Source organism: Bacteroidales bacterium (assembly GCA_016707785.1).
Lineage (GTDB): Bacteria > Bacteroidota > Bacteroidia > Bacteroidales > UBA4417 > UBA4417.
The window spans coordinates 1-13,917 of record JADJGZ010000050.1 but is presented as its reverse complement, the minus strand read 5'-3'; the positions used below and the strand labels follow the sequence as shown (position 1 = coordinate 13,917).

9 protein-coding genes and 1 pseudogene are annotated in these 13,917 nt (G+C 47.0%); 2 read left to right on the top strand and 8 right to left on the bottom strand.

Features of this window, described 5'->3' with window-relative positions; genetic code table 11:
• From IPH84_17840 to IPH84_17830, 3 genes and pseudogenes are all read right to left on the bottom strand, one after another.
• A partial coding sequence (locus IPH84_17840) for a Crp/Fnr family transcriptional regulator (GenBank protein ID MBK7175033.1) occupies positions 1-558 on the bottom strand: 558 nt, incomplete at its 3' end.
• Between the two features lie 262 nt (positions 559-820).
• Positions 821-3,077, bottom strand: a pseudogene (locus tag IPH84_17835) (excinuclease ABC subunit UvrA).
• 371 nt (positions 3,078-3,448) lie between these two features.
• Positions 3,449-4,021, bottom strand: coding sequence for a pentapeptide repeat-containing protein (locus IPH84_17830; GenBank protein ID MBK7175032.1), 573 nt, complete (start codon positions 4,019-4,021; stop codon positions 3,449-3,451).
• Positions 4,022-4,398: 377 nt separating this feature from the next.
• Here IPH84_17830 and IPH84_17825 point away from each other — a divergent pair, with 377 nt between their 5' ends.
• Together IPH84_17825 and IPH84_17820 are read left to right on the top strand one after the other, a co-directional pair.
• Positions 4,399-4,860, top strand: a complete 462-nt coding sequence (locus IPH84_17825) for a hypothetical protein (protein MBK7175031.1) — start codon at positions 4,399-4,401, stop codon at positions 4,858-4,860.
• Positions 4,861-4,946: 86 nt separating this feature from the next.
• Complete coding sequence (locus IPH84_17820; protein MBK7175030.1) at positions 4,947-5,735, top strand: queuosine precursor transporter; 789 nt, start codon at positions 4,947-4,949, stop codon at positions 5,733-5,735.
• A 3-nt stretch (positions 5,736-5,738) separates the two neighbouring features.
• On the opposite strand, the gene IPH84_17815 is transcribed toward IPH84_17820, so the two are convergent.
• The 5 genes from IPH84_17815 to IPH84_17795 all read right to left on the bottom strand — a co-directional run.
• Positions 5,739-6,809 carry an ATP-binding cassette domain-containing protein gene (locus IPH84_17815; GenBank protein ID MBK7175029.1) on the bottom strand — a complete coding sequence of 357 codons (1,071 nt, stop codon included), beginning with the start codon at positions 6,807-6,809 and terminating at the stop codon, positions 5,739-5,741.
• Complete coding sequence (locus IPH84_17810) at positions 6,802-7,599, bottom strand: ABC transporter permease (GenBank protein MBK7175028.1); 798 nt, start codon at positions 7,597-7,599, stop codon at positions 6,802-6,804. Before IPH84_17810 ends, IPH84_17815 begins: the two co-directional genes overlap by 8 nt.
• Before the next feature lie 90 nt (positions 7,600-7,689).
• A complete protein-coding gene (locus IPH84_17805) occupies positions 7,690-8,616 on the bottom strand; it encodes a hypothetical protein (protein MBK7175027.1) in 927 nt (308 codons plus the stop codon).
• A 425-nt stretch (positions 8,617-9,041) separates the two neighbouring features.
• A complete protein-coding gene (gene wtpA, locus IPH84_17800) occupies positions 9,042-10,007 on the bottom strand; it encodes a tungstate ABC transporter substrate-binding protein WtpA (protein MBK7175026.1) in 966 nt (321 codons plus the stop codon).
• A gap of 102 nt (positions 10,008-10,109) precedes the next feature.
• Positions 10,110-13,917, bottom strand: a 3,808-nt coding sequence (locus tag IPH84_17795) for a gliding motility-associated C-terminal domain-containing protein (GenBank protein ID MBK7175025.1), incomplete at its 5' end; no start/stop codon positions are given.

Here is a 13,917-nt window from a genome sequence, read left to right as displayed (position 1 = left end):
AACCACTTCCCTGCGTAAACGGCTCAGGTGGCGCGGGGTGATGGCCAGGTAGGAGGCGAGGTATTGCATGGGGATATGACGGATATATTCGGGCTGGTAGGTCAGGAGGTCGATATAGCGCTGCAGGGCTTTCTCCTTCTGGTAGGAGAAGATCCGCTTTTCAAACTCCACATACTGCTGCTCTGCCAGGTTCATCCTAAGGCGCTGCCAGCCGGGATGGGTATCGGTGAGGCGGTCGAGCTCCGTTTTGCTGATGATATACACTTCGGTTTCCGCTATCGCCTGCAGGTTCTCCGTGGAGGGGTTCCCTGTGATCAGCGAGGAATAAGCCGCCACGAAACAGGTGGGGAAGAGGAAGCAGTAGGTAATTTCTTCCCCGGTGGGGGATAAATAAAATGAGCGTAAGATCCCTTTGCTGAGGATGGCTGCCTCCCTGCATATTTCGCCTTCCCTGATCAGGAAATCGCCCTTTTTCAGGATGCGCCTTTCCGCGATGCTTTCAATTTCTTTGATATCAGCCTCATTGAAGAGTCCCAGCGATTCCAGGAAAGCTTTCATAAATATGCTTGTTTTATGCAAAAGTAAGTGAATTAGGCAGTTTTTAAATCCACGAATTTGCACGAAACGCTGGCACGGATGAATGTACACGAATCTATGGGAATGAAAAGGCCCAAATGACTCAAATCGCCGGGTTAAACAATCACGCGGCTATTCGCGTTCCATCATGCCGAACCAACGCTCTTTTGCGATTAAATCAATCTTCATTTCAAAGAAATCTAATTCTAGAAATCTAATCTGTCAATACCGGCTATTCCTCCAATCAGAGAATGGCTTTCAGGTATTTCCCGGTATAGGAAGCCGCGCAGAGAATCAAATCTTCCGGAACGCCTTCAAACAGTACCTCTCCTCCCGCCTTTCCACCTTCAGGGCCCATATCAATGATCCAGTCGGCATAACGGATAATTTCGAGGTTATGCTCAATAATGATCACGGTATTCTGATGGTTCACCAGTTGGCGCACAATACGGTAGAAGTTGTCGATATCCGACATATGCAGACCGGTGGTAGGCTCATCCATGATATAGATATTGCTTTTCTTATTCAGCTCCACGGCGATCTTCAGCCGCTGTGCCTCGCCACCTGAAAGACTGCTCAGGGTTTGTCCCAGCCGCAGGTAACCCAGTCCCACTTCCTGCAGCACCTTCAGATGGGCATTGATCTTTGGCACCCGGAAGAACTCCATGGCCTGGTCGACACTCATATCCAGCACTTCGGCAATGCTCTTTCCCTGGTATTTCAGCTCCAGCACCTCCTGGTGGTATCGTTTCCCTTCGCATTCGTCGCAGACCGTCTTCACCGAATCGAGGAAATGCAGCTCAAAGGTGAGCAATCCCTGTCCGTTGCACTTTGGACAAGCCCCTTTTGAATTAAAGCTGAACAGCGAAGCTTCCGATTTCGTTGCCTGGGCAAATTCTTTCCTGATCAGGTCGAAAACACCGATAAAGGTGGCAGGATTCGCCCTGGACGATTTCCCGATGGCTTGCTGGTCGATCACAATGGCTTCGGGATGAGCTTTGGCAAAACATTCGTGGATAAGACTGCTTTTCCCGCTGCCGGCCACCCCGGTGATGCAGGTCAGCACCCCTTTCGGGATTTTTACACTGACATTCTTCAGGTTATGGGCAGTGGCATGGGTGATTTCATAATATTCCCCTGCCTTTTTCCTTGCCATGGCCGGTTTCTTTGCTGCAGAAAGATATTTACCTGTGATGCCCTCTGAATGCAGGATGCCGGCTCCTTCACCGTTGTAGACTACCTGTCCGCCGTCTTTTCCGGCTTTAGGGCCTATATCCACAATCCATTCCGCTGCCCTGATAATATCGGGGTCATGTTCCACCACGAAAACGGAATTGCCTTTCTCCCTGAGCCTGTGCAGGATGGCCAGGAGTTTCTCCGTATCGCGGGGATGCAGCCCGATGGAAGGCTCATCCAGCACATACAGCAGGTCCACCAGGTTGCAGTCGAGCTGTTTGGCCATTTTTACCCTTTGCGATTCGCCACCCGACAAGGTAGAGACCGGCCTCTCGAGCGAAAGGTAGCCAACCCCGATTTCGATCAGCTGTTCCAGCAGGAATCGTGCTTTCCGCAGGATTGGCCTGGAGATCTCATCATCGATGGTGGAGAGAAAGTTGCTTACCTCTGTTAATTCAAGGCTGCAGAGTTCATCCATGCCCAAACCATTGAGTTTGCTGCCCCTGGCTCTTTCATTCAGGCGCGAGCCATGGCATTGGGAGCACTCAGTGTATACAAAGTAGCGGGTATAGGCATTCTTTTCCTCTTCTGCCACCTCATCTTCCGCTTTTGCGGTAATCGATTTCTCCAGTTTCCTTGCGATCCCTTCAAAATTGCGCTGATAGGTGAGCACTGATTTCGAATCCTTGATGGCAAAGGGTTCTGAGTATAGAAGTTTATTCAGCTCTTCATTGGGGAAGTCCGACAGTTTCAAATCGTTAGGGAAGAGATTGAGGCTGATAAGCTCTTTCCAGAGAAAGCCACCCACTTTGTAATGCGGATGGGTAATAGCGCCTTCCCTGAGGGTTTTGTCTTTCTCGAGAAACTGGTCGAGGTCAATTTTTACTTCTTTCCCCAGTCCATGGCAGAAGGGGCACATCCCTTCCGGGTGGTTAAAACTGAAGTAGAAAGAAGGGCCGATAAACGGCTTTGCCAGTCGGGAGTAGAGCAGCCGGAGGTAGGTATTGATTTCGGTGGCGGTACCCACGGTACTTCTCAGGTTGTTGCCCATTCGTTTCTGGTCGATGACGATGGCGGTGGAGAGGTTCAGGATATCATCCACATCGGGCCGTGAGAGCTTAGGCATGCGGGTGCGGGCGAAGGTGGAGAAGGTTTCTACAAGCTGTCGCTGTGCTTCGGTATAGAGGGTATCGAAACAGGAGGGAGGATTTCCCCGAACCTGACACACCGGTAAAGACGACCAGTTTGTGCTTTGGGATCTCCAGGCTGACATTTTTCAGGTTATGCGTATGGGCATTGCGGATGATGATATGGTCAGTATTCATAAAAGTGGGAATTGAAAGGGAATAGGAAAGAAGGAAGCTGCAAAGCTAAAACCTCTTATTCATTTCGGAATATAAAAAGATGATAAAATGCCTGAATCTTTGCCTGAATAACTGATTTGTGAGGTTGGGTTGATTATTAGGAGGGAGATTATTCTTTTGGGATAAATTTTATCCACGAATTTGCACGAAACGCTGTCGTGGATGAATGCACACGAATTAAATAAGTGCCGGGGGCAGGAAAAAGGACACAAATCCGCCGGCTGGCGGACAAATCGCCGGCTGTCCAACAATGAACACAAATCTATTCGTCCGCCAGCCGATTCGTGCATTCGTGGCTAAAAAACTCTTTTGCAGTTAAATCAATCTTCAACTCAGGAAATAAGGATTCCATATTTATCCAGCAGTCCGGTGACGCCTTCGAGAGAGAAGCGTGCTTTTTTGAGGCGGTTTTGTTCAGGGTCGAGGGAGTATTGCAGGGCCGTGCGGAAGTCGGCTTTTTCGAGGTTGGTATGATAGAATAAAGCCCTGAGCAGGTCGCATTGGTCGAAGAGGCATTCCTGCAGGTCGGATTCGGTGAAATCGCATTCCTGGAGACTGCAGTTATAAAAGCGGATTTTTTTCAGTTTCAGTTTCTGGAAAGAGGAGAGGTTTAGCATACAATTCCTGAAGCTGAAAGAAAGCAGGAATTCGTGGCAGCTGCTGAAGTTCACACCCAATATTTTGCAATCCATAAATTCAGCCTCCTGGAAAGCGGTTTTGCCGAGTTTCACCATGCTCAGGTTGCAGGATTCGAAGCGGCATGTGGTGAACCTGAAGCCGGAGAGGTTAAAATTGGAGAAATCGCAGTTTTTGAAGATGCAATCCTCATATTCTCCTTGTTGTAAGGGACTTTCGGCGAGATTCTGATGCGAAAATGTCTGTCCTTCGAAGTAAGGGGTGCTCATAATATTTGAATTGAACTAAACAGGGAAGCAAAAATAAAACAATTGTAATCCTTGTTAATTTAATCCACGAATTTGCACGAAACCTAAGCTCGGATGAATGTACACGAATGTGAATAATTCATCCTGGCGGAAAAGGAATACAAATCTGAGGATTAAATCCCTAAATCCGCGTTAGGATCCGTCCGCCAGCCGGCGGATCCGCGTTCCATCTGCCGAGCCAGCTCATAATATCATCCGGATTCTGAATTCTGAATTCTGGCTCCTGAATTCTATAATTCATACTTTTCTTCCCCAAACGGTATTACGTTTTTCGTTTTTCCTGATAGAGTGTAATTTTAAGTCTATCTGGGATCACTATTTATGCTAACCTCCCTTTTATGAACCAAACTACAGAATCCAGGTCATCATTGCCTGGTCTCAGCAACCTCGTACATACTATTGCCGAACTATACCAGGATGGCGTTCAGGATACATACGCCCCTGGCAGAACGAACTGGGATCCTTTCCTGGAACGCTTGCTGTTGGAGGCCCAGGGTGTAGTCTATGTCCCGGGAACAGGAATACCCTGCAAGCTGAATCCTTTCGATGGAACCTTGGTTTTATACGACAGGACGCTCTCCCGGCTTAAAATACTGTTATCCCTGCCCAGGCCACTCAGGGTGGTGGGTGAACTATATCGGACTGATGGTGTTTTTATCAAAAGATTATTCGACCGTGAAATAGGCAAGGGGGCATCAGAGATCGTGGGCATTGGATGTAAAAGAAGGAGAGGGGAATTCATGCTTATGCTGAGCTCTCCGGAAGGCATGAGAAGTTTCAGGATCAAAAAGGAAGAGTAAACACTTCAATAACGCTTATCGTCCCATTGCTATTCACATCGGAATGATCTTCATTTTTCCTTACCTTTGATCAAGCATCTTTCCATATGTTGAAATCATCCCGCTCCGACCACCACCGCAGCAATACCCTGTTCCTGGTATTGGCAGCTTTTTTTATCACCAATGCCATTATAGCTGAATTTGGAGGTGTCAAGATCTTCTCAATGGAGAAATTATTGGGAATGGCTCCCCTGAATCTCCGGTTTTTAGGGTCTGAGATCAGCCTGAATATGAGTGTGGGCGTACTCATATGGCCATTGGTTTTTATCATCTCCGACCTAATGAATGAATATTTTGGTAGGAGCGGGGTGCGCAAAATCAGCTTCCTCACTGCTGCGATGATAGGGTATGGTTTTGTTATAATCCTTGGGTGGACCAAAATGCCAGCTGCCGATTTCTGGTTAAATCTGAATGGTCTGGATGCACAAGGGAACAAGTTTAATATTGATTATGCCTATTCCCTCATTTTCAGGCAAGGATTGGGGATTATTGTAGGCTCCTTAACTGCTTTTCTCGTTAGTCAGCTGGTGGATGCTTACGTATTTCATTATTTCCGGAAATTGACCGGCCATAAATACCTGTGGCTCAGGGCAACGGGTTCAACCGCTATTTCACAGCTCATCGATAGTTTTGTAATCCTGGTCATCGCTTTTTATTTCCTGGGGAACTGGAGCCTGGAACAGGTGCTGAAAGTGGGCCTGATTCAGTATTCCTATAAACTGGTGCTGGCAATATTGCTTACTCCTTTGATTTACCTGGCCCATTTCATCATCGACCGGTACCTTGGGAAATCCAGGTCCATTCAGTTGATAGAAGAAACAAACAGGAACTGGTAGAAGCTAATCAATGATTCTCACAGCCGATGCCTTGAAACAGGCGAAACATGTCATGGATTCATGCAGCCCCATTCTCTGAGCTGATTCCCTGGTAATAGCTGCAAACAATGTAATTCCGATATCCAGCTTGATTTCAAATCCGCCGGGAGTAGGCACCATCTCCAAAATAGTCCCTTGAAACTGATTGACCGCACTGGTCTCTACATGCGTTTCTGAAAGAAATATATCCTCACTCCTGATCAGGATGAATCCCTCCTCCTGCAGGGTATCTGAGGAAGTCTGGATAATCAGTTTGCCGGTAACAGATGCTTCCCGGCTTCCACTGCTGAATCTTGCATTGAAGAAATTTTTGGCACCGGTAAAATGGGCAACAAATTCTGACCTGGGATGATGAAAGACTTCTTCAGGAGTACCATATTGAAGTATCCTGCCATCATGAATCACAGCAATCCTGTTTCCAAGGGAAATGGCTTCTTCATAATCATGAGTCACATGGATGATGGTCTGTCCCTGCTTGTTAAGCCTTCTTAAGGTACTCCTAAGGTCTGTTTTGAGCTTTATATCCAGGGAAGCCAGGGGTTCATCCAGGAGGAGCAAATCCGGTTTCTGAACCAGTGTACGGGCTAGTGCCACCCTTTGTAATTCTCCTCCTGACAAGGTAGAGGGTTTCCTGTTCAATAATCCCCTGATTCCAAGATTTTCGGCAATTTCTTTGACCAGCTGATCCTTTTCAGATTTGTTATGAATCTTCTTTTTTATTGGGTAAAGGATATTCTCGTAAACACTCATATGAGGAAAGACGGCATGATCCTGGAAGACGATCCCTATTTTCCGGTTCTGAATACTCTCGTTTGTAATATCGAGTCCGTTCTTCCGGATGGTTCCGGAATCAGGAGTTACCAGTCCTGCAATGGTTTCAAGGATCATTGATTTTCCGGCCCCGGAAACCCCCAGCAGGATGAAGTAATCTCCCTCATGGATCGAAAAATCGATTTCTTTAAGCGAGAATGAGGCGTATTGCCGGGAGATCCCCTCCAGGCGCAATAATGGAACTTTCTCAAGAGGATTATTCACCTGCTTCCTTTCTCAGCTTTTTTTCGCTGGATAATGACCTGAGCAGGATAAATGCTGCAAGAGTGATGAGGATAAAAATGACCGATACAGGCCTTGCATATTTTAATCCGAAAGCTCCAAATCGTTCATAGATAAGGACAGGGGTGATCATCGGGTGATAAGCCACCACTACCACCGCTCCAAATTCACTCATTCCCCTGGCGAACATCAGGATGAGTCCGGAAAGGATATTTCGCCAGGCCAGGGGCAGGGAAATGGTCATGAATACCCGCAATGGTGAAGCTCCCAGTGATAAAGCTGCTTTTTCCAGCCGTTCCGGTACCCCTAAAAATCCATCCCTGGCTGCATTGATGAGGTATGGAATGCTCACAAATGCCATTGCAACAATGATTCCCGCTGCTGATCCTACAAAGTTCAACCCTACGGCAGAACCCATTTGTCCGAGCCAGGTATCCCTTGATACAAAGCCCAGGATAGCAATCCCAGCTGCTGAATGCGGGATCACTACCGGGATATCAATGATTCCACTGACCAGTTTCTTCAGCGGAAACGACTTCCTTGCCAGTAAATAGGCAAAAGGGATGGCCGCAACAGCAAAAAGGAGGGTGGCAAACATGGAAGTCCAAAGGGTTAGCCAGATGCTGTCGCGTACCTCTGCTTCCTTTGCCGTGGTGAATATTTGCTCTGGTGTGGTGGCGAAGAACATACCCAGTAAGGGGGCGAGAATGAACAGAATAACCAGTCCGCCCAGTAGCAGGAAAAAAGAGTGAAAAAGGTTCGGACGGTTCATATTCATCAGCCAGGTGCAGGACTGTAAGCTGGGCTTAAAGATCCCATCATTTCATGCTACCAGAAATGCAAATATAAGAGCAGTTTGAGATTATTTGCAGAAGTAATTTATGATTCTTAATGCTCTCAGTGTATTCCAGCGACTGGCTTGTCCTGATTTCTCCATCACTATATGGACTTTGCCGGGATAAGGTGCATTCAATTTCCACTGTCCCTGCTGGTTTTGCCTTGAAATGATTATATCCAGGGCTTCCTGCATTCTTGAATCAGGAGAATGCTCCGCGAACCTGAAATAGTCCAGAGCCCTCATGACATCGTATTTCCAACGGGCAGGGTAGGGGAATTTCAGGAAGGAGGGATGGATGATTTCATGCGTTTTATCGGACTTGAATAAATGATGCATCAGCATGAATTCCTCTGCACTCCGCTTTGCTTCTTTAACTGCCTCTAGTCGGTAGGTATAGCCGTTCTTTTCGTAACAGGCCAGTCCTTCTGCAACCGATAGGGTGGAATGCAGCGAACTGTGTTTCGCACCTGAACGGTTGAACCGGCAATTAAACCCTCCATCCGGTAGTCGTTGACCTAAAACAAAATCAATCACTGACCGGAGAGCCTCCTGATCGGTTCTGAAATAGCAGGCATAATCCAGGAACATCCCGTTAATGCACACATCGCTCTGGGAAATGCTCCCGGAAGGATTGATCCCTCCATCCGGCCCTTTTTCCATGAGAACAACCTGGTCAATGCTTTCCCTGATTTGTGGAATATGGGGCGATATCCGAAGGTTTCTCAATTCCAGTAAGGTGTAATGGGTAGAGGTCCATTTTGGCTGGTAAAACCCCAATCCCCAATGCCCGTTTTTGTGCCTCTGATCCAGGATTGCCTTTCCCCAGCCTTCTGTTGCTATACGATCCTGCAGTTCCGGCCTGTGTTCTCCCAATAGATCTTGATATACCTGGTATTGTATGGATACATCCCCTTCAAGCAGCCAGGAAATGAGTGGGGTGTTGTGGTTCATGGGGGTTAATATGAGAATTTAGAAATTTAGAAATTTAGAAATGAGTGGTCTTTCGGAAAGTGTGATAAATATAAAGCATAATTTCTTATTAGTTTAATTGTCCCCCTTTGAAAAAGGGCGGTTGAGAGGGATTTGAGCGAATTTACCTCCCCGGAAGCCTTTTTATTGAAGCAAAATCTCGTCCCCCTTTGGAAAAGGGGGATTGAGGGGGATTTGAAGGATTTAACTCAAAGCCTTCCAAACCTCACCCCGCCAAGGCCCTTGAAAGGGGAGGTTACTCAAGCAGAATTCTCCTCCAAAAGGTATCACCCTGCACCGGGGCAATCCCCGTCAGCCACGAGCTGACCCCCCTTTGCAAAGGGGACTGCATTATCGTCCCTTTTCAAAAGGGGGATTGAGGAGGGGGACATTTTTAAAGTAGCCCCTCATTTACTCTTCTTTGCAAAAACCTTCAGTTCTTTGGGCAGTCGGTCAAAATGCTCATTCTCCATCGGAATCACAGAAGGCTGTCCGTTTTTCTGCATGATCTTCATGCCTTGATCCTTTGACAACAGGAATTTCAGGAAAGCCAGGGCTGCGGCTTTATTTGGGGCATTTTTGAGCATTGTAACTCCGTAGATCATAGGTTCACCGGTCATCGTTTCCTTGCTGCCTGGTGCTTTTCCATTGATTTCCACTTTAGCGGTAGCATAGAGATTCGAATACGCAGGATTTTTCAGATTCACCTGGTCGGGCAGGGTGACATATTTTAACTGATGCTGAATGGCAACTGACTTATACAGAAAGATATAATCTATTGAACCTGTCTCCAGTAAAGCAATCAGGTCCACCTCCTTAGGGCGCATATAATTAAGGTCTTTTGCAAGGAATTTTGCTGCAAGGCCGGGCTTTTTATAATGTTTTTCAGCCAGCTGCAAGGCCATAACTGTACGATAACCACATGGGTCAGAGTTCGGATCGGCACGGCCAAAAGCGACATCCTCCTTCATCAGGATATCCAACCAGTTCTTGTTGTTGATTTGAGATGCATAACGGCTCTTTTCACTGTAAACAATGGAGAGTTCATTACTGACAAATTTGATGTTCCAGTCGGCATACTCCGGGATCAACATATTGTCGATAACGGCATAATCGGCAGAAGCCATGATATCGCAAGGTTTTTTAAGGTCTGTTATTTTCCTGGCTGATGCTACACTACCCGCTGATTCAAGCAAGACCTTCACCTTAGGATATTGTTTATTAAAGGCAGTTGTCACTTCTTTCATTGGAACAGAAAGACTCCCTGCATGAAATATTTTTAATTCACCACCAATGGAAGTATTCTGCGACTGGGCAGCAGGGGAAAAGATTGAAGAAAAAAGGATGAAAAGTGGAAATGCGAACCTTAACATTTTATAAGAATTAAACCAGCGCTTTGTGAGGACAAAGATAAATGATTGCCCGGTGGAACAAGAGCTACAGTTTCTGGAAATTGCAGTATTCGGTCAGAGATTTTACCTCACAAGCGTGATCAGTCCCCGGTATGGGCTTTCCTGTGAGATGGTTTTACCTTCAGGCTTCCTGAAGAAAATGACATAAGTATAAACACCAGTAGGACAATATTCCCCTTTGAATTTCCCATCCCATCCCAGTTCTATATCATTTGATTCAAAGAGCAATTGCCCCCATCGGTCATAAACTACAAGCCTGAATCCTTCAAGTACATCCACATCACTATACCTGGCTTTAAAGGAATCGTTATGGCCATCACTATTAGGAGAAAATGCTGTTGGGACATACAGTGCAGCAGGACAAATGATCAGGCTGACGGTATCCCTGGCTATACATCCGGAGGCATCAGTCACCTGCACCCAGTATACGCCTTCACCCGGGGCAAGGTATGTAGGATTACCGCTGCCATCGGGCCATAGGTAGGACGCAAAGGCATTTCCGGGAGTAAGAATATTTTCTGCTTCTGTACAAACACTGTCGGCAGGAGCCAGGCTAACTGTAGGAATTGGGTGAACTGCCACCTGGACTGAGTCACGACTGTCACAACCTAAAGTATTGGTTGCTACCACAAGGTATTTCCCTTCATCAGCAATAACAGAAGAGGGTTGTTGTATTCGGTGCCCTATAAATGAAGTACCATCGGGTAAAGTCCATTGATGAGTCAGGGTGTCACCTTCGGCGGTCAGATCAAGGGGATCTCCCAGACATAAGTCAGTATCACCGGAAATAATAGCCTGTGGTGTTTGATAGAAAGTAGCTTTCCCGGGAATAAAATTCGTAACCAGTGCGATATTATTCTGGTCGAATACTCCGCAAATTCCCGGCAGAAAATCATTCCAGTTCACATTGGCGATTCCTGACTGTAACCCGGTGAATTCAAGATTGAAAAGCAGGTCGCCGTTATTGATGGTCACATTGGAGGTTCCATCCCAGGTAAGGTGCAGGTTGCCCGGCACAGAGGCATCGGTAGTTGTGCCGCTGAGTGAACTATGCAGGGAACTGGTTTGAATAAAGCCGGCGATACTGTTATCGTATGATAAACAAAGGTCGAAACTCCTGATATTACTGAATCCGGTGGCATAAACAGGTACCAATACTGTATTGCCAGGGCAGGCAGATGCTGTACCGCCATTGAAGGTCATTCCGACAAAAATATTATTAATGGTGAAATTGCCTGTACTTATGCAGCCATTGGCATCTTTCACCTGCAGGGTATGATTGCCTGGAAGCAGAGTGTTAAATAAGCCTGAATTAGACCAAAGTCCACCATCCACTGAATACTGTAAAGGAGCAGCACCTGAAGCCGTAGCATTCAATGTGCCGTTGTTCTGTCCATTGGTAGCCCCTGTTGTATCCATTGTCATGATGGTAGGAGGTGCCATAACAGTGACATTGAGTATCTGTGGGTCGCCCTGGCAGCCGGAAGATGCAGTTTCTATGACTGAAACAACAGAGGGTCCGCCAACCGTATTCCAGTTGATGGAAATTTGACTCAGATTGGAAGCGGTTGTCATGGTACCCCCCGGACCGGTAAGTGTCCAGAGATAGGATGAACCGGCAGTCGGAGGGGTAATAGAATAGTTTTGAGATGTTCCCTGGCACACATTCTGAGCATTCCCGGCAATATTAACGGAAGTAATGGCCGGAGTTGCTGGTTTAGGCGTCACGTTCACTGTAATGCTTCCGTTAGTGGGAGGGCAGCCTCCGGGAATAGCCGTCACAGAAACAGTGTATATTCCTGAATTACCTGATGTGATATTTGGAATCACCGGGTTTTGAAGGTTTGATGAGTATCCACCGGGTCCTGACCATGCATAAGTGGCACCGGCAATGCTTGAGGTCAGAAAGATCGTATCATTCTCACAAACAGGGGAATTACTACCTGCCGTAACTGAAATGGCATTACTGAATTCAATATTGACATCATCGGTGCTTGCAGGGCAAATAGTGCCGTTTGAAACTGTCCATCTCAAAATATACATCCCCATCGATGAGGCAGAGACTGCGCTGAATGGATTTGCTGTATTTGCAAATGTTATGGTTCCGGGCCCTGAAACCGTCGACCAGGTTCCGGTTCCGGGTGAGGGTACGACGGCTGCAAGCGTAGTATTGGTAACCCCGCATAAGGATTGATCCGATCCGGCATTTGCTGCCGAAGGAGGGTTTTCAACCGTAACAGTTACTGATTCACAGGTAGAAACTCCGCAGAGGTTGCTTGCCCATTGCGCAAAATAGGTTGTGGTAGCTACAGGTGCAAGGATAGAAAGGTTGTTGCCGACTCCAAGATGAGTGCCACCACAACTTCCTTCATACCAATGCAGTGTATCTCCCACTCCCCCGGTATAGGTGAGAATGATATTACCACCGCTGCCGGCACAAATTCCTGCCGGATTTGATGCCAATGAGGTTGGGGCCGTGGGTGACTCATTAATGACAATATTAGTAGTATCACTGGTATTTGGACATCCACCGGGGATATTAGTAACATCAAGGGTATAGGTGCCGGCATCAGCCATCGTTGAGCCGGTAATAACCGGATTTTGCTGATTGGAGGTGAAGCCATTCGGATGGGTCCAGGAATAGGTGGCACCGGCAATGTCAGAATAAAGAAAGATATCATCACCACTGCATATCGGAGTATTGCAACTGGCTGTTACCGTGAGGGCATTACTGAAATTGATTTCAACGGTGGAGGTACTGGGGGTACAGACTAATCCATTGGAAACGGTCCAAACCAGGGTGTAAATCCCGATTACAGAAGCAGTGATTCCTGTATTGTTCTGGTTAATATTAGCAAAGGTGATGGTTCCCGGGCCGGACTGTGTGCTCCATGCACCAGTTCCTGATGTTGGCACTGTAGCAGCTAAGGTGGCACTCAAACTGCCGCAAATCCCCTGGTTAGGGCCGGCATTGGAGGTTGAAGGTGCCGGATCGACATTAATGGTAACTGAAAGGCAGGCGCTATTCCCGCAGGTAGGGGTGGTCCATCTTCCAAAGTAAGTAGTGGTGGTGGTGGGAGCAGGAATAGTAACCGATTGTAAACTTCCTACCAGTGTTCCGGTTCCGCAGGTCCCTGAATACCATTCAAAGGTTGAACCGCTTCCTCCGGTTGATGTTAAAGTGATATTCCCACCATCATTGCTGCAAATGTTGGTCCTGTCGGCAATAGCTGTAAGTGGGTCAGCAGGGGAGGGGCTTATGGTTACCACAACAGAACCTGGCATGGTAGCAGAGCAGCTGGCAAAGATTCCATCAACAGCTTCAATGGTATAGGTCCCAGCGGTGAGGGGTGAATAAGTAAAGATCATTGCGGCGCCGGTACCGGGCATTGAAGAACCAACAGCGGTACCATCCAGCATTAATTGATAGTTAACCCCCGATTCAGAACCACTCAGGTTAATAACTACGTTGGGGTCATTAGAGCAATAAGCAGATTGACCGCTAACCGTAAAATCAGCCGGCAGATTCACATTAGAAGTCGAAACTGCTACAGGATTATTGGCAGCTGCTGGAGTAAAGTACTTAGAGTTAACACCTGAGCAGTTATATTCAAAAACCCTGAAATAATATTCCGTACAGGGTAATAAACCAGAAACCGTAACGGAATTCGCGGGGCCTGCATATACGACCTGCTCACCGGAGCCTGTATAAACAGGATTAAAAGCAGGTATTGCCGTTCCATCCACTGGGTTGGTGAAAGAGTTGACAGTGTTAATGACCACATATCTGCCTGATCCACTTCCATTGGTCCATTCAAGGTCAATATCAGTATCACCATTGGCGGAGGCGAATATATTTGTGGCAGCAGTA